Raw genomic sequence first — 15,597 nt, 5'->3', positions numbered from 1 at the left:
CTCTGCATTGCACCTGCATCGCTACGCTAGCTTCGGTGCATGAAAAACCGTCGCTGCGCTAGCTTCGAGACATGAAAAGGCGTTGCATCGCTTCGCTGCTTCGTCGCAAACAAGTTGGCCGAACTACCTTCGTCCAACTTGCTCGCCGCCTCCATTCCCATCAGCCGTTATAGAATAAGGAAAAGGTCAGAGGAGAAAAAGCAATGCTTTTCTCCTCTGGCCTTTCGTTTTGGGCTTTTTGGATAGCTCCTCTTTATAATATTGACGAAAAAAACTAGTTGTTATACTATATGTATAACAAGTGTTCTATTTATAGTAGAACAAAGGAGGTTAGGAATGTACATCGAAATCGAGCCAGCCTCTGCTGTTCCGATTTATCTGCAATTGGCCCAGCAAATCATTGAAGGGGTGGCCAGCGGAAAGTTGTCGCCTGGTGCACCCTTGCCTTCGGTACGGGCATTTGCGGCTGATCTGGGCATGAATATGCATACCGTCAACAAAGCCTATCATTACTTGGAAGAGAAGAAAATGATAGAAATTGTGCCGAAAAAGGGTGTTTTCATCCACCCGGACGGTATCCGGGAAGCGACAAAAGAAGAACGGGAGCGGCTTCTTCAAGAACTGCGGCCGATTCTGGCAGAAGCGATTTGCCGGAAGCTCAGCAAAGAGGAATTGGCTGAACTGACAGGGAAATTAATCGAGGAGATCAAGGAGGGGACAAAATGACTGTTTATCTGATGGCAGGAACGCTGCTGCTGTTGGTGTTGATCCAGGCATGGATTCCGTATTTTGTAAGGACGACGGAAGTTTTCGGCATCTATGTGCCGGAGCCGTATTCACAGGACACCATGCTTCTGAAAATGAGAAAGAGGTACGCTATTGTCATCGGGATAGCAGGCAGTGCCGCCGTTCTTGGTTATTTGGCTGTATTCAGCAGAAGCGATGCGCCGGAAGAAGCTGCGGCTCTCTGGGGCATCGGCCTGCAATTCGGTCTGCTCCTATTCAGCATGGCCCTGTACCTGTCAAACCATTTCAGAGTAAAGGAAGAAAAGCGCCTCCGCCAATGGACTGCCGGCAAAAAGGAAAAAGTGGTGGTCGACCTGGATTTCCGCAAGGATTTGGAGATGGTTTCAGGAATCGCTTTTTTGCTGCCGATGGTCATTACGGGCGGACTGATTTTTTACACGTGGTTCAATTACGCTTCCTTGCCCCTTCAGATACCTGTCCACTGGGGGCCGGGAGGGGAGCCGGACCGTTTTGCAGAGAAAAGCATCTTCACCGGTGTATCGTTGCCGCTCGTCCTGCTGGTGATGCAGCTCTTGTTTTATTCCTTCAACCGCAGCATAGGGGGGAGCGGGGCTAAAATCAGGGCCAGCAGCAGGAAGCGCTCCCGGGAGCGGGAGCTGGTTTCGCGCAAATACGGCAGCTTGCTGCTCTTTATCGTTTCCATTTCTTCGACCCTGCTGCTCGCCTGTCTGCAATTGTCCATCATCCATCAGGAGATGGGCAGCGCTTTATTGGTCATGGGCGCATCCGTGAGTTTCCTGATCCTCGTTCTCGGCGCGGTGGCCGTTTACGCCGTCAAAGTCGTGAAAAGCGGAGCGGACATCGAGGAAGCTCCGGCAGACCCGGGCATTATCGACGCGGATGATGACCGGGTCTGGAAAGCGGGCATCTTCTATTTCAACAGGGAAGACCCGTCGTTGATGGTGGAAAAGCGTTTCGGCATCGGGTGGACGGTCAATTTCGGCAATCCAAGGAGCTGGCTGCTTCTGCTGCTGCCGTTGGCTATCTTGCTTGGCATTGCGTTTGCAATATGATTTTTAAAAAAGGGGGATGGAGACATGGCAGGAATGGGTGAAACCGATTTGGTGTTATTGCTGCTTCCAATCTTATTGATTCAATTCGCGCTGATGGTTTTCGCATTAGTGGACCTGGTGAAAAACCCGAATCCGAATGGTCCGAAATGGATGTGGGCCGCAGTGATCGTACTGATCAATATCATCGGGCCGATCATCTATTTAGTGGTGGGGAGGCGGAATTATTGAGTATGCTCATTGCAGAAAATCTGACCAAGCGTTATGGATCTGAACTTGCTGTTGACGGCGTGTCGTTCAGACTTGAAGAAGGCACTTCAACGGCATTGATCGGTCCCAATGGCGCAGGCAAGACGACAACGCTGTCGATGCTGGCAGGATTGCTGAAGCCGACTGCCGGGACCGTCGATTGGGAAGCGCAGTCGGGCATTGGCTTTCTGCCGCAGCAACCCCGCTTTTTCCCTTGGCTCACGGCACTCGAATTCATGGAGATGGCCGCTAAAATCAGCGGGGTCGGCGCAAAAGAAGCGCGCAGGCAATCGGAAAAGACGCTCGAATTCGTGGGCCTCGGCACTGCAATGCAAAAGAAGACTGGTGCATTTTCCGGCGGCATGAAGCAGCGGCTCGGCCTGGCACAGGCCATTGTCCATCAGCCGAAGCTGCTGCTGTTGGATGAACCGGTTTCAGCCCTTGATCCGACAGGGCGCAGGGAAATCATGAATTTGCTGAAGACGCTCCAGCAAAATACCACAATCCTTTATTCGACACATATCTTGAACGACGCTGAAGAAATGACCGATCAATTGCTGTTCATGCAGGCCGGCAAATTGGTGGAGCAAGGGTCCTTGGCTGAAGTGAAACAGCGGCACGCCGAGCCGATCATCCGCATCCGTTTCAAGGATGCCCGGGAAGCGGCGGCCTTCCTTGAGGAAAGCCGCTGGAAAGCCCGGACAGCAGGAGCTTCGGTCATTGTGCCGGATGGCTCCGGCAGCCCGGGCATGGAGGAAATTCTGGGGACGCTCGCTACACGCGCTGCCGCTGTAGTCGGCGTAGAGCGCCAGTCCGCAACATTGGAAGAAATATTCCTGAAGGTGGTGGGGGCGAAATGAACCAGTTCGGCGTCTTGTTCCAGAAAGAATGGCGTGAAAATCTTCGGAATTTCAAACTGTTTTGGATTCCGGCAGTATTTATCCTGTTCGGTATTTTAGAGCCCGTCACCAATTATTTTCTTCCGCAGCTGCTGGATTCAGTCGGCAACCTTCCGGACGGTGCGGTCATCCAGATTCCGGAGCCTGAACCGGAGCAGATTCTGGCGGCGGTGCTCGGGCAGTATCAGTTTGTGGGGATGCTCGTGCTCGTCCTGGCATTTATGGGGGCCGTCGCGGGCGAACGGAAAAGCGGGACGGCAACGCTCCTGTATGTCCGGCCTCTGTCTTTTCCGTCCTATTTTATGAGCAAATGGGTATTGGCAGGAATGGTCGGACTTGTGAGCGTATGGGCCGGATTGCTGTCAGCTTACTACTATACAATGCTATTGTTCGAAAGAGTGGATTTTACTAAGTTCCTTCAGTTTGCGGCATCCTACAGTGTGTGGATCCTGTTGGTGGTATCTATTGTGCTGGCCGCAAGTGCCGCCTTGCCGAACGCCGGGATGGCAGCAGCGGCTTCACTGGGGCTGATTTTCCTGCTTCAGATCACCGACGGGCTACTGGGCGCATACTGGACGGTTTCTCCGGTGAAACTGCCCGTGTATGCCGCCGCCTGGCTGGACGTGGGCCCGGATGCCTCCGACTTTTGGTGGTCGCTCGGCATTGCGGTTTTGCTGATTGTGTTGATAACGGCGATGGGCATCTGGATGTCCCGCAAAAATGCCGACAAGACGAATGTATAGCAACTGCAGCTTTTCAGCTGCAGTTTTTTTATGTTTATTTCGGCTGTTCGGCAGCACGGATTTTTGAGAAGGGTTCTGTTAAACTGATGAAAAGGAGTCGGTATGTTTGATTCACCACATCGAAATCAATGTCAAGAGCTTGCAGCAGTCATGGGAGTTCTACAGCATGCTGCTTCCCGATCTCGGGTATTAACTTTACCAGGACTGGCCGAAAGGGTTCAGTTTCAAAAATGGGTTCTCCTATATCGTTTTTGTCCAGACCGAAAAACCGTACTTGCATCTTCCGTATCACCGGAAAGCATCCGGCTTGAACCATTTGGCTTTCCGGGCGGATTCGCGGAGCGAGGTGGACCGGCTGGCCGAGAAAATGCGCTTGTCGGATGTTCCGATGCTGTATGAGGACCGCTATCCTTTTGCGGGTGGCCCCGATCATTATGCTGTCTTCCTGGAAGATCCGGACCGTTTGAAAATCGAAATTGCTGCAGGAGAAGGAGTGGAGGCACTTGGCTGAACCAAATTCCGCGCGGTTCATCATTGCATTCAATAAAATCGAGAAAGCTTTGAAGGAAATCATCGCTTCAAAAGATTATGTCACATTTTTCAGGTCGATCGATTTGGCGAAAAAGAAAAATGCGACCGTCAGAAAATATGAGGACGACCTGCGGGAATTCGCCGACTTGCGAAATGCCATCGTCCACCACCGTACGTCCACAGAGTATGTAATTGCCGAACCGCATATGGAAATTGTAGAATTGATAGAGCAGATTGAAGAACTGCTGTCGAGGCCGGTTACGGTCGGCACGATGTTTGCACGGACGGTCCATGTATTTGATGCGGAAGACAGCCTCGCAAAAGTCTTGCGTATCGTCAGGGGACATACTTTTACGCAATGGCCGGTTTATGAGAACGGCGTCTTTTCCGGATTGATCACAGCCGGCGGAATTGCCCGCTGGCTGGTCGAAACACAGGACGAAAGAGTCATTTCCCGGGAAATAACCCGTATGCGGGATATATTGAAACATGAAAAAGATGGCAGCAACCACCGATTTATCGCTTCTGCGACATCCGTTTACGAGGCAGAGGAGATATTTAAGCAATCGGTGATGGAAGGCGGCGGGCTTGAAGCGCTGCTGATCACACAGCACGGCAAAAAAGAAGAGAAATTGACGGGCATTATCACCCCGATTGATTTGATCAAGATTGAATAGAGGTTTGGATATATGAAGAAATGGATCATCCTGCTGCTCCTTGCAGCAGCTGCTTGGGGATTTTGGTGGGGAAATAATAATTGGCTTCAGACGACGGAATATACACTGGCTTCTTCCGAACTGCCGGCGGTTTTTGACGGAAAGCGAATCGTCCAGGTGTCCGATCTGCACAATGCCGAATTCGGGAACGGGCAGGAGAGGCTCATCCGAAAAGTGGAAGAGGCCCAGCCCGATGCCATTTTTTTGACGGGAGACTTGATTGACAGCGACCGCTATGACTTGGAAACCAGCTTGGTCCTGGTCCGGGAGCTGTTAAAAATGAGCGATGTCTATTTTGTAATCGGCAACCATGAAGTGGCATCCAATAAGATCGAGGAAATTGTGGAAGCTCTGGAAGCGCTCGGTGTCATTGTTCTGATGAACGAAGCGGTGGAGTGGGAACTGGAAGGGGAGACGGTTCAGATTGCGGGCATCAATGATCCGCTTTATGAAGTGGAGCTTGCAGAGGAAGATGCGACCAGAGAGGCTTTTTCAGAAGCCGGCTTTTCGGACGACTTCACCTTGCTGTTGGCGCACCGTCCTGAAATGATCGCGATTTACGCAGAAAACAATATCGATATGGTGTTCTCGGGACATGCACACGGCGGACAGCTCCGCTTGCCGGGCCTCGGCGGTTTGATTGCACCCGGCCAAGGCTGGTTCCCGACCATGACGGAAGGCATTTTCGAAAGAGGCGGCACCCAGCTTGTGCTCAGCCGCGGAATCGGGAACAGCGGTTTCCCGCTGCGGCTATTCAACCGGCCGGAAGTTGTGGCAGTGACACTGGAAAGAGGTTAAGCACGACAAGAACGAATGGAAAAGAGGTCGTTGGTGTTGATAAAGAAAAAAGAAGTTACTTTGCACCGCTATTCTTCAAAAGTGGCGGTGAAATATGATCTTCCTTCAGACCAGCTGGAGTTTACGCGTTTGCCGCAGGAAATCATGGAGCGGGATGCGGAAGATCCCGAGAAGCATTTTGTCATCATCAAAGCCCGCGGCATGGACGCCGGTTTTTTTGAACTTGATGAATCGGATGACCGGAAACGGTATTCCGACAATCCAAAGGCATTGTTGCTGCGCGGATACTCGGTCAACCCTGAATTCCAGGGGCGCGGGATTGCCACAGGCTCCATTTATGTATTGCCGGAATTCATCCGGAAAGAATTCCCGGGATTCAATGAAGTGGTGCTTGGCGTGAATGCACGCAATGTTCCGGCGCAGCATATTTACCAGCGTGCCGGCTTCGAAGACACCGGCAGAAGAGTGATGCGGCCGAAAGGCGAACAGATTGTCATGAGCTTAAGAGTGGACGCCGGTAACCCAAACGGCTGAAGCTCTTTTTTTGTTCCGTTCAGCCGAAGTACAGGTGCTTGTGGAGGCTGCAGCCGGGATTGAATGGAGCGCTGCAGGCAGGGCAACTGGAATGGCAATCCAAATATTCCGCCACAGTCAATTCATGCCCGCATGAGCCGCAAAGCACCGCTTTCTCATCGAACCGCTCTTTCGGCCATACTTTGGGACTGCCGCAACCTATTGCCTGGTGGCATTCGAAACAAGGGTAATAAATGCCGCAGCAATAGAACTTGATGGCGATCCGGTCAATTTCGGAATGGTAATGGGCACAGCGTGTCTCCGGGTCGACGTCGATCCCTTTCACTTCCTGCGTATGGGCCATATGCTGGACCTCCTTCTGTTGAGCTATAAAATTTGCAAGTTTCCCTGATTTTTATGCTACTATGAAAAGGACAAATAATCGAATCAAATTCTTCGGGGCAAGGTGAAATTCCTTACCGGCGGTGAGCAGGCGACTGCAAGTCCGTGACCCGTTCCAGGGAAATGCAAAGCATGCAGCCCTCCAGCGCTTGTCGGGGCTGACATATGCGCCTGCGCTTTTCTTGTCTAGCTCCGGCGCATAGCCCCTCGAGGTCGCTTCGGCCTTGTTGTCCACGGCAAAAACCGCCGTGGCCCTCAAGCCCTCCAGCGCTTGTCGGGGCTGACATATGCGCCTGCGCTTTTCCTGGACCGGTGGAGCTGGTGAAATTCCGGCACCGACAGTGAAAGTCTGGATGGGAGAAGAATTTGAGGGCTTGTTTTGTCGCACCTTTTTTTATCCCGCAACAGCCTGCATTTTTCCGTCCCTCGGAAGAATGTTTTATTCGGTGTGCAAAGTTTGCGGATAAATCCAAACCCCTATATATACCCTTTCCTTACCACCCGACTGCCCCTTGGTGGAAAGAACTCAAAAGATTGCCTACAATTTCATACGGTTTTCAAGCCGGCATTACAGGGCTGTCCAGCTCTTTTGGAGGAGTGTGATCCAATGTTTACCGGAATTGTAGAGGAAGTCGGCCGTGTTTCAGCATTGCGGGCAAAGCCTCAAGCGATGGAGCTGACCATTTCCTGCTCGCTGATTCTGGAGGACGTCAAACGGGGAGACAGCATCTCCATTAACGGCGTTTGCCTCACAGTCTCTACTTTTACAAAAGATACTTTTACCGTGGATGTCATTCCGGAGACGGTCAAATCTTCGACGATGGCAAGCCTCAAAAGCGGCTCACGGGTCAACCTGGAACGCGCCATGCCTGCCAACGGCCGATTTGGCGGCCATTTTGTCAGCGGCCATATCGACGGCGTCGGCGTCATCCGTTCGGTCAAGAAAGAAGCGAATGCGGTGACCAAGACGATCGAGGTCGAACCGCGGCTGATGAAGTATATGATGTTGAAAGGCTCGGTCGCCGTTGATGGCACTTCGCTCACAATCTTCGCTCTTGGCACAAACAGCATCACGATTTCGCTGATTCCGACGACGCAGGAAGATTCGCTGTTGGGCGCGAAAGGCATCGGTGACAAAGTGAATATCGAATGCGATATGCTGGCGAAATACACCGAGCGCATCCAGACGGCAGAACCGGCAATGACCCGCAGCTGGCTTGCGGAAAATGGATTTTAATGGAGGCGGAAAAGATGTTCTATACAGTCGAAGAAGCTGTCCGTGATTTGAAGGACGGCAAAGCGATCATTGTCATCGACGATGAAAATCGAGAAAATGAAGGGGATTTTATTGCGTTAGCGGAATTCGCCACGCCGGAAATCGTCAATTTGATGGCGACGGAAGGCCGCGGCCTGATCTGCGTCCCGGTCGAGGAGGAAATCGCCAAACGGCTGAAAATCGGTTTGATGACCGATACCAATACAGACGAATACGGCACCGCCTTCACGATCAGCATCGACCACCGGGAAACGACGACCGGCATCAGTGCTTATGAGCGTTCGCATACCATCACCAGCATGCTCCACCCCGAAGCGAAGGCATCGGATTTCAAACGGCCGGGCCATATTTTCCCGCTGATCGCTAAAAAAGGCGGCGTCCTGCGCCGTGCAGGGCATACGGAAGCAGCGGTGGACTTGGCGAAGCTTGCCGGTTCTCCGCCTGCCGGCGTCATTTGCGAGATCATGAATCCGGACGGGACAATGGCGCGCGTAGATGATCTTCAGGAAGTGGCAAAGCGCCTCGAGATGGGGATTCTTACCATCCAGGACCTGATCGCCTATAAGCAGAAAAACGAGAAGCTGATCAAGCGGGAAGTGGAAGTTTCCTTGCCGACGGAATATGGCGATTTCCGGGCGGTCGGCTATACGGAAGTCCTGACGGGACAGGATCATGTCGCACTGGTCAAAGGCGAAATCGATCCGGAAAATCCGGTGCTTGTGCGGGTCCATTCGGAATGCCTGACCGGGGATGTGTTCGGTTCGCATAAATGCGATTGCGGCCCGCAGCTCCATGCGGCGATGCAGCAGATCAGCGATGCCGGCTCTGGCGTGCTGTTGTATATGCGCCAGGAAGGCCGCGGCATCGGGCTGATCAACAAGCTGAAAGCTTATGAGCTGCAGGAGCAGGGCTATGATACAGTCGAAGCCAATCAGAAACTCGGATTTGCCGATGACCTCCGCGATTACGGCATTGGCGCGCAGATCCTGCGCGACCTCGGCATCCGCAAGATGAAACTATTAACCAACAATCCGCGCAAAATCGCCGGCATCGGCGGCTACGGGCTGGAAGTGGTGGAACGGCTGCAAATTGAAATGCCGACCACTAAAGACAATGAAACCTACATGAAAACCAAAAAATCGAAACTCGGCCATTTGCTGAATTTCTAAAGGGGACTGGACTATGACAACTCATTTTGAAGGATACTTAAACGGTGAAGGGCTGCGCATCGGCATTGTTGTCGGGCGCTTCAACGAATTCATCACAAGCAAATTACTAAGCGGTGCAGAAGATGCCTTGAAACGCCATGGCGTAAAACCTGAAGACGTTGGGATTGCCTGGGTTCCGGGCGCTTTTGAAATTCCGCTCGTTGCCAAAAAAATGGCGGTAAGCGGCAATTATGATGCCGTCATCACACTCGGTACGGTCATTCGCGGAGCCACTCCGCATTTCGACTATGTTTGCAGCGAAGTGGCGAAAGGCGTGTCGCGTGCGAGCGACCAGTCGGACATCCCGGTTATTTTCGGAGTGCTGACGACGGATTCGATTGAACAGGCGATTGAACGTGCCGGAACAAAAGCCGGGAACAAAGGCTGGGAATCGGCTGCCGGTGCGATTGAAATGGCGAACCTGATGAAAAAATTGTAAGTAGAGCTCCGGAGCCTGTGTTCCGGAGTTTTTATTTGCCCAGTTTCCTCTTTTTGGTACAAAAGACGCCCCTTGAAACATGTTAAAAGCCTGCGGAAAAGGGAATAGGAAGGTATATGGACGGCACTGGAAACTGACGGATTTTTCAATTAGCTTTATAATGGATATAGAACAGCGGCAGCAGCTGCATAATATAGAATTCGAGGTGGAAAGATTGGAGAAAGTGGTTTACCTGGTGCGCCATTGCCAGGCTACGGGGCAGCAGCCCGAAGCGAAACTTACGCAAGAAGGCGAAAAGCAGGCGCAAGGCCTTGCCGATTTTTTTGAAGGAAAAGGCGTTATACATATTGTTTCAAGCCCGTATGCCCGGGCTCTCCAGTCGATTGCACCGGCCGCAGAGCGTCTTGGCCTCCCGGTGAAAACCGATGCGCGGCTTGTGGAAAGGATTCTTAGCACAGAAAATCTGCCGGACTGGATGGAACATCTGGAACGGTCTTTTAGCAATTCGGATAAAAAACTGCCGGGCGGTGAATCGGGCAGGGAAGCGGCGGAAAGAGGGCTGGAAGTGCTCCGTGAAGTACCGGCTCAAAGTGTTTTGGTGACCCACGGCAACTTGATGGCGCTTTTGCTGACCCATTTTGAGCCTGATTTCGGCTTTGAAGGCTGGAAAACTTTAGCGAATCCAGATATCTTTGAAGTCCGCTGGACAGAAAGTGAAGGAACTATAAAAAGAGCGATGGGCTAAATGCCGGCAGAAAAACAAAAAAATCCGGATTGTCCCTTGGCGGGGATGAAGGCAAAGGAGGTGTGCCGGATGTTCAAAAATAAAGCTTTTCCCTATATCGCCATCTTTTTTCTGCTGCTGGCCAAAGTCAGCGCGTTCCGCTTATTGATTTTTGATGCGAAGTCATTCTGGCACATCGCTTTTGTCGAATTTCCGGTCTGGGCCTTGCTGCTGGCTGCTGCCTTGATGATATTCAAGAAGCGCAAATGGCTTGTTGTGTGGACTTACAGCCTGCTCGTGTCCGGCGTTTTTTTCGCTGTGACGCTGTATAGCCGGTATTACTCGACCATTCCGTCCTATTACGATTTGCGGCAGACGACTCAGTCGGGTACTGTCGGAACGACCATTCTGCTGCTGATCCACCCGCTCGATTTCCTGTTCTTCCTGGACTTGGCAGCTCTGTGGGTGCTGCGGCGCAAATGGGGCAAGCTTCCGAAGCTGCGAACGTTGAAATATGCAGCGGCTGCACTGGCTACAGTCAGCATCATCACGACCGTTTATGCAATCAATAAGCCGATTGTCGATATCTCCTACTTTGCGAAAGAAAACGGCTACGCGCAGTCGCAGCTCGTGCAGATGTACAACGAAGCGACTGATACCGCCCATGCTTCTTCAACCGAATTGACGCCGAAAAAGCTGGAAGCTCTGAAAGGCAATATTTACGTGCCTGAAAACGAGCATGAGACTTTTGGGCTCGCACAGGGACGCCATCTGTTCATGGTCCAAGTGGAATCGATGCAGAATTTCGTGGTCGGAAAATCGGTAGACGGACAGGAAGTGACGCCGAACATCAATGCGCTGCTTGAGGAAAGCGCCTATTTCTCGAATGTATTCCAGCAGATCGGTGCCGGCACCACTTCGGATGCGGAATGGATCACCAATACCGGATTATATGCGGAAGGCATGGCGCCGACCGTGAATGATTTGAACGGCAAACCGGTGCCTTCACTTGCGAGTGCTTTGAAAGCGGAAGGCTATGGTTCTGCGACTTACCATGCGGATGAAATCACTTTTTGGAACCGGGATGTCCTTTATCCGGTCCTTGGATTTGACGAAACCTTCTCCAATGAGGAAATCCCTGAAATCGAAGAAGTCGGATTCGGTCCATCGGACGAAGTGCTGATCGATTTCGCTCTGGACGAGCTGCCGCGCCAGCTTGATACCTATGGGAAAGTTTATGAGAACATTGTCATGATGACCAGCCACACCCCGTTCGTTCTTCCGGAAGAAATGCAATACCTGAAACTGCCGGAAGAATATGAAGGGACGCATGTCGGCCATTATCTGCAGTCGATCCGCTATGCAGACGAACAAGTCGGCAAGCTGATCGCCGAATTGAAAGCACAGGGAATCTACGACGAGTCGCTTGTCGTCATATTCGGCGACCATTCGGGCATCCACGGTTCGCCGCTTGCCGAAGAAGATGCGCTGCTGCTGCAGGACTTCCTGGGGCATCCGTATTCGATGAAAGAACGCCTGACCGTGCCTCTGTTGATGACCGGCGGCAATTTATTTGAAGGAATCGAAATGAGCCGGCTCGGCGGCCAAGTGGATATCATGCCGACGGTGCTCGCCCTGCTCGGGGTGGAAACGGATGCGCCGATGATCGGCCATAATCTATTCCAGTACAAAAAGAATCTTCTCGGCATGCGCTACTACATGCCAGGCGGATCTTTCGCCCAGTCTGAGCAATTGTACAAAGCGCCAGGGGCGAAATTGCCGGGATTGCTGCTGGATATGGAAACGATGGAAAAGCGCGGCAAGAACAGCGCCACGAAAAAGCATATCCGCAATGCACAGGAAATCTTGAAATACAATGACACACTGCTCAAGCCATATATCAGCGATTAAAAAATACACGGCGCCGGGCAGACTGTGTATAATTTTGAATAAAGAGAACCAAAGGGGGATATAAAATGGTAAGGAACTTTGAAGATGAAGTGAACAAGGTAATGGATTCAATGTTTGAGAACGAGATGAAAAAAGTGAACGATATGCTCGATCAGGAATTGTTGATTTCCTTGATCGGCGAAGTGAACGCCGGAAAATCCTCGACAATCAACAAGATCATCGGCAAAGACATTGCCAGCACCAACCCGATGCCCGGTGAGACCGTCAGCGTCGATCCGTATAACCTCCAAGGCCTGGAGAACATCAAATTCATGGACACGCCCGGCCTGAACGATCCAAACGATGAAAACCCGAAAAAGACCTTGGAATTCGTCCAGAACTCTGACGTTGTGTTATTCTTTTTGAACGCTGCGGGGACTGTGTTTTCTGAAAGCGAAAAAGAAAAATTCACATCGATCGAAAAACAGAACAAGGACATCCTCATCGTCCTTAACAAAATCGATGCTGCGGAAGACATTCCGTCGATCATCCAATTTGTCAAAAACCATACCGGCAACAAATACAAAGTGATTCCGATTTCGTCGAAAACCGGCGAAAACCTGGAGAATCTGAAAAAGGAAATCCTTTTTTTGCTCGAAAAGAAAGGTAAGGACCTGCTTTTCGCCAAAAGCATGAAAGAAAAGTCGGCTGCAGCAAACCGCTGGATTATCGGTTCAGGCGTTTCAGCCGGTGTCATCGGCGCATCCCCGATTCCGGGATCTGACGTTATTCCGCTGACTTCGCTCCAAGTGGGTTTGATCATCAAGCTGTCGAAGCTGTACGATAAGCCGCTCAGCAAAAAAGCGGCAAGAGACATGATCGTCATTACCGCGACACAGACCATCGGCCACACCATCTACCGCCAGGCCCTTAAGTTCATTCCGGGTGCAGGCTCCGTGATCGGCGGAACGGTCGCCTCCGCAATGACCTTAGCCCTCGGCTACGGCGTGAAATACGCTTACGAAAACAATATTGACATCGATTACGACATGATCGGCGATTTGTTCGAAAAATACAAGACGCGTGAGAAAAAAGCGTAAGCGGAAAGGCTCCCCGAGCTATAAGAAAAGAGTGTGCTGCCCGACAAGCCGGTTACCCGGCCTGCCGGGCAGCTTTTCAATTGCTTGCGTCTTATCGGAATGTGATTTACTTTTAAAGAAAGGCAGAGCGGAGGTAGGGCATGAAAATTTTGGTGGTGGAAGACAATCCAAGCGTCAGTTCGATGCTGGAATTATTTTTTGATAAAGAAGGCATCCACGGCGAATTTGCAGCGGACGGGCTTGAAGGCTACCGGAAATATGCGGAAGGCGATCATGACCTGTTGATCCTTGATTGGATGCTTCCGGGGATGGACGGCATCGCATTGTGCCGGAAAATCCGAGAACAAGGCGGATCGGTTCCGATCATCATGCTGACGGCCAAGGACAGCGATTCGGACCAGGTCATCGGCTTCGAGATGGGTGCCGATGACTACGTCACAAAACCTTTCAGCCCGCTGACGCTGATGGCCCGCATCAAAGCGGTCATGCGACGCAGCCTTAAAAGCGAACCGGTATCCGATACCATTGCAACCACGCGCTTTCTGGCCAATAAGGAAACCCGGGAAGTCCGGTTGGATGGACAGCCGGTCGAAGGGTTGACGCCGAAGGAATTCGACCTGCTCCTGTTTTTCCTGCAGCATCCGAAGCAGGTGTTCAGCCGGGAGCAGCTGCTGGAACAAGTATGGGGTTATCAATTCTACGGCGATGAGCGGACGGTCGATGTCCACATCAAGCGGCTCCGGAAAAAAATAGCCGGAGGCGAAACGTTTTTCCATACCGTATGGGGAGTGGGCTATAAATTTGAAGAACATGCGGATTAAGTATTTCTATCAGTTGATCGCCAGCCATTTAAGCATCCTGCTGGTCGCATTTTTGATCTTGAGCTTGCTGTTTGCCAATTACGTGGAAGATTTCGCCTATCAGGAAAAAGCGGAAGAACTGGAAAGCTACGGCGAGCGGATCCTTGAAGAACTCGAAGCGCCGCGTCCGGGCTCAAACTTGCAGCCTTATGTTTCCATTTTGCGGGCCCAGAACATCAACTTTATCGTTTTTGACCAGCAGAGCCGCATTCTTTATCCGGTCTCCGGGGCATTTCCGCCGGTTGAATTGACCCAGGAGGAATGGAATGTCATAGAGGGCGGGGAAACACTTGTCGTGAAGCGCGATGTCGAGCGCTTTGAAAATACGGTGACGTTTGTGGCCTTGCCTTATGTAGAAGGAGGCCGACTCGCGGGAGGCGTTCTCTTGGCTTCTCCGATCGGCGGAACCAGGGAAATGATTGCGGAAATCAATAAATCGCTTCTGACGGCGATCGTGCTTGCGCTAGCTGCCGCACTCCTGCTCAGCCTGCTTTTGTCCAAGCTTCACGTCAGCCGGATCCAGCGGATGCAAAAAGCTGCCGCAATGATCAGTGAAGGAAAGTATGATGTCAACTTGCCTGAATCCAAGTTCGATGAATTCGGCGATTTGGCGCAGGATTTCAATCAGATGGCAGAGAAGCTCCGGAAGTCGAGCGAGGAAATCGAAGGGCTTGAGAACAGGCGGCGCCAATTCATGGCTGATGTCTCACATGAAATGCGGACACCGTTGACGACGATTGCAGGTGTCATGGAAGGGCTGCGGAACAATATGATCGCTGAAGAACAGCGTGAAAAAGGCCTGCGGCTTGCCAGCGAAGAAACAAAGCGCCTCATCCGTCTGGTCAATGAAAATCTTGATTACGAAAAAATCCGCTCGAACCAGGTGACGCTGATGAAAGAGGAAATCGATGCGGATGAACTGCTTGAAATCATTCAGGAACAGATGCAGATGCTGGCGCAGGAAAAAGGAAACCGCATCATCGTGGAAGCGGAAGAGGGACAGGCGGTTTATGGAGACATGGACCGGCTGATCCAGATTCTGACGAATATCGTGAAAAACAGCATCCAGTTTACCGAAAACGGGCAAATTGGGCTCCGGGCCTTCCGGGAACCCGAAGCGATGGTACTTGAAGTGGAAGATTCGGGTGACGGCATCGACGTGGCGGAAATTGACATGATCTGGCGCCGTTTCTACAAATCGGATGTCTCTCGCGGCAGCGGCCAGTTCGGCCTTGGCCTTTCGATTGTTAAAAGATTGGTCGAACTGCATGGAGGCAGCATCCAGGTAAAGAGTGAAAAAGGGCAAGGCACCGTCTTCAGCATCCGTTTTCCGCATAAATAAGAGCCTGACAGCTTTGCGCTGTCGGGCTTTTTTCATGGCTGAAACGTTACAGATCTTTTAATGGTTTGGTCATAGTTTGTTCATAACTGC

The 15,597-nt window shown here is 51.6% G+C and carries 18 protein-coding genes; 17 read left to right on the top strand and 1 reads right to left on the bottom strand.

All coding sequences use genetic code 11. From position 1 onward, the window contains the following. The first annotated feature begins 336 nt into the window (after positions 1–336). The 9 genes from ACTL32_RS16970 to ACTL32_RS16930 all read left to right on the top strand — a co-directional run bounded on the left by ACTL32_RS16970 (position 337) and on the right by ACTL32_RS16930 (position 6,287). Positions 337–726: a GntR family transcriptional regulator gene (locus ACTL32_RS16970; protein ID WP_441342571.1), complete on the top strand. Its 390-nt coding sequence runs from the start codon at positions 337–339 to the stop codon at positions 724–726. Then, complete coding sequence (locus tag ACTL32_RS16965) at positions 723–1,820, top strand: DUF1648 domain-containing protein (RefSeq protein WP_441342570.1); 1,098 nt, start codon at positions 723–725, stop codon at positions 1,818–1,820. The genes ACTL32_RS16970 and ACTL32_RS16965 overlap by 4 nt, the downstream gene beginning before the upstream one ends. Before the next feature lie 33 nt (positions 1,821–1,853). Beyond that, a complete protein-coding gene (locus ACTL32_RS16960) occupies positions 1,854–2,048 on the top strand; it encodes a PLD nuclease N-terminal domain-containing protein (protein WP_441342578.1) in 195 nt (64 codons plus the stop codon). Between the two features lie 2 nt (positions 2,049–2,050). After that, positions 2,051–2,926: an ABC transporter ATP-binding protein gene (locus ACTL32_RS16955; protein WP_441342577.1), complete on the top strand. Its 876-nt coding sequence runs from the start codon at positions 2,051–2,053 to the stop codon at positions 2,924–2,926. Beyond that, positions 2,923–3,708, top strand: coding sequence for an ABC transporter permease (locus ACTL32_RS16950; protein WP_441342569.1), 786 nt, complete (start codon positions 2,923–2,925; stop codon positions 3,706–3,708). The genes ACTL32_RS16955 and ACTL32_RS16950 overlap by 4 nt, the downstream gene beginning before the upstream one ends. 274 nt (positions 3,709–3,982) lie before the next feature. Next, on the top strand, positions 3,983–4,219 hold the full coding sequence (locus ACTL32_RS16945; RefSeq protein ID WP_441342568.1) for a VOC family protein: 237 nt from the start codon (positions 3,983–3,985) through the stop codon (positions 4,217–4,219). Further along, positions 4,212–4,916 (top strand): CBS domain-containing protein, encoded by a 705-nt coding sequence (locus tag ACTL32_RS16940; protein WP_441342567.1) that lies wholly within the window; start codon positions 4,212–4,214, stop codon positions 4,914–4,916. Before ACTL32_RS16945 ends, ACTL32_RS16940 begins: the two co-directional genes overlap by 8 nt. A 12-nt stretch (positions 4,917–4,928) precedes the next feature. Next, positions 4,929–5,753: a metallophosphoesterase gene (locus tag ACTL32_RS16935; RefSeq protein WP_441342566.1), complete on the top strand. Its 825-nt coding sequence runs from the start codon at positions 4,929–4,931 to the stop codon at positions 5,751–5,753. Positions 5,754–5,789: 36 nt separating this feature from the next. Continuing rightward, positions 5,790–6,287, top strand: a complete 498-nt coding sequence (locus tag ACTL32_RS16930) for a GNAT family N-acetyltransferase (RefSeq protein ID WP_441342565.1) — start codon at positions 5,790–5,792, stop codon at positions 6,285–6,287. Between the two features lie 19 nt (positions 6,288–6,306). Here ACTL32_RS16930 and ACTL32_RS16925 read toward each other — a convergent pair whose 3' ends face one another. Continuing rightward, entirely contained in the window at positions 6,307–6,630 is a 324-nt protein-coding gene (locus ACTL32_RS16925) for a CHY zinc finger protein (RefSeq protein ID WP_441342564.1), read from the bottom strand. 645 nt (positions 6,631–7,275) lie between these two features. Here ACTL32_RS16925 and ribE point away from each other — a divergent pair. From ribE to ACTL32_RS16885, 8 genes are all read left to right on the top strand, one after another. Then, on the top strand, positions 7,276–7,905 hold the full coding sequence (ribE, locus tag ACTL32_RS16920; RefSeq protein ID WP_204891322.1) for a riboflavin synthase: 630 nt from the start codon (positions 7,276–7,278) through the stop codon (positions 7,903–7,905). A 14-nt stretch (positions 7,906–7,919) separates the two neighbouring features. Beyond that, positions 7,920–9,113: a bifunctional 3,4-dihydroxy-2-butanone-4-phosphate synthase/GTP cyclohydrolase II gene (locus ACTL32_RS16915; RefSeq protein WP_441342563.1), complete on the top strand. Its 1,194-nt coding sequence runs from the start codon at positions 7,920–7,922 to the stop codon at positions 9,111–9,113. A gap of 13 nt (positions 9,114–9,126) precedes the next feature. Further along, positions 9,127–9,591: a 6,7-dimethyl-8-ribityllumazine synthase gene (gene ribH / locus ACTL32_RS16910; RefSeq protein WP_204891320.1), complete on the top strand. Its 465-nt coding sequence runs from the start codon at positions 9,127–9,129 to the stop codon at positions 9,589–9,591. A 223-nt stretch (positions 9,592–9,814) separates the two neighbouring features. Then, positions 9,815–10,336, top strand: coding sequence for a histidine phosphatase family protein (locus tag ACTL32_RS16905; protein ID WP_441342576.1), 522 nt, complete (start codon positions 9,815–9,817; stop codon positions 10,334–10,336). 69 nt (positions 10,337–10,405) lie between these two features. Then, positions 10,406–12,226, top strand: coding sequence for an LTA synthase family protein (locus ACTL32_RS16900; RefSeq protein ID WP_441342562.1), 1,821 nt, complete (start codon positions 10,406–10,408; stop codon positions 12,224–12,226). 65 nt (positions 12,227–12,291) lie between these two features. Next, entirely contained in the window at positions 12,292–13,305 is a 1,014-nt protein-coding gene (locus ACTL32_RS16895; protein WP_441342561.1) for a GTPase, read from the top strand. A gap of 140 nt (positions 13,306–13,445) precedes the next feature. Next, positions 13,446–14,126, top strand: coding sequence for a response regulator transcription factor (locus ACTL32_RS16890; RefSeq protein WP_441342560.1), 681 nt, complete (start codon positions 13,446–13,448; stop codon positions 14,124–14,126). Continuing rightward, a complete protein-coding gene (locus ACTL32_RS16885; RefSeq protein ID WP_441342575.1) occupies positions 14,116–15,507 on the top strand; it encodes an ATP-binding protein in 1,392 nt (463 codons plus the stop codon). The genes ACTL32_RS16890 and ACTL32_RS16885 overlap by 11 nt, the downstream gene beginning before the upstream one ends. Positions 15,508–15,597 lie beyond the last annotated feature (90 nt).

The organism is Planococcus sp. FY231025, assembly GCF_052078085.1.
In the GTDB taxonomy this organism is placed as follows: domain Bacteria; phylum Bacillota; class Bacilli; order Bacillales_A; family Planococcaceae; genus Planococcus.
This window is presented reverse-complemented; position numbering and strand designations above follow the sequence as displayed.

What these genes read in the sequence shown, in the direction of transcription:
- ACTL32_RS16895 (WP_441342561.1), top strand. Translation starts at nt 12,292, where the DNA reads ATGGTAAGGAACTTTGAAGATGAAGTGAACAAGGTAATGGATTCAATG.
- ACTL32_RS16970 (WP_441342571.1), top strand. Translation starts at nt 337, where the DNA reads ATGTACATCGAAATCGAGCCAGCCTCTGCTGTTCCGATTTATCTGCAA.
- ribH (WP_204891320.1), top strand. Translation starts at nt 9,127, where the DNA reads ATGACAACTCATTTTGAAGGATACTTAAACGGTGAAGGGCTGCGCATC.
- ACTL32_RS16935 (WP_441342566.1), top strand. Translation starts at nt 4,929, where the DNA reads ATGAAGAAATGGATCATCCTGCTGCTCCTTGCAGCAGCTGCTTGGGGA.
- ACTL32_RS16925 (WP_441342564.1), bottom strand. Translation starts at nt 6,630, where the DNA reads ATGGCCCATACGCAGGAAGTGAAAGGGATCGACGTCGACCCGGAGACA.
- ACTL32_RS16885 (WP_441342575.1), top strand. Translation starts at nt 14,116, where the DNA reads ATGCGGATTAAGTATTTCTATCAGTTGATCGCCAGCCATTTAAGCATC.
- ACTL32_RS16900 (WP_441342562.1), top strand. Translation starts at nt 10,406, where the DNA reads ATGTTCAAAAATAAAGCTTTTCCCTATATCGCCATCTTTTTTCTGCTG.
- ACTL32_RS16890 (WP_441342560.1), top strand. Translation starts at nt 13,446, where the DNA reads ATGAAAATTTTGGTGGTGGAAGACAATCCAAGCGTCAGTTCGATGCTG.
- ACTL32_RS16965 (WP_441342570.1), top strand. Translation starts at nt 723, where the DNA reads ATGACTGTTTATCTGATGGCAGGAACGCTGCTGCTGTTGGTGTTGATC.
- ribE (WP_204891322.1), top strand. Translation starts at nt 7,276, where the DNA reads ATGTTTACCGGAATTGTAGAGGAAGTCGGCCGTGTTTCAGCATTGCGG.
- ACTL32_RS16950 (WP_441342569.1), top strand. Translation starts at nt 2,923, where the DNA reads ATGAACCAGTTCGGCGTCTTGTTCCAGAAAGAATGGCGTGAAAATCTT.
- ACTL32_RS16955 (WP_441342577.1), top strand. Translation starts at nt 2,051, where the DNA reads ATGCTCATTGCAGAAAATCTGACCAAGCGTTATGGATCTGAACTTGCT.
- ACTL32_RS16915 (WP_441342563.1), top strand. Translation starts at nt 7,920, where the DNA reads ATGTTCTATACAGTCGAAGAAGCTGTCCGTGATTTGAAGGACGGCAAA.
- ACTL32_RS16960 (WP_441342578.1), top strand. Translation starts at nt 1,854, where the DNA reads ATGGGTGAAACCGATTTGGTGTTATTGCTGCTTCCAATCTTATTGATT.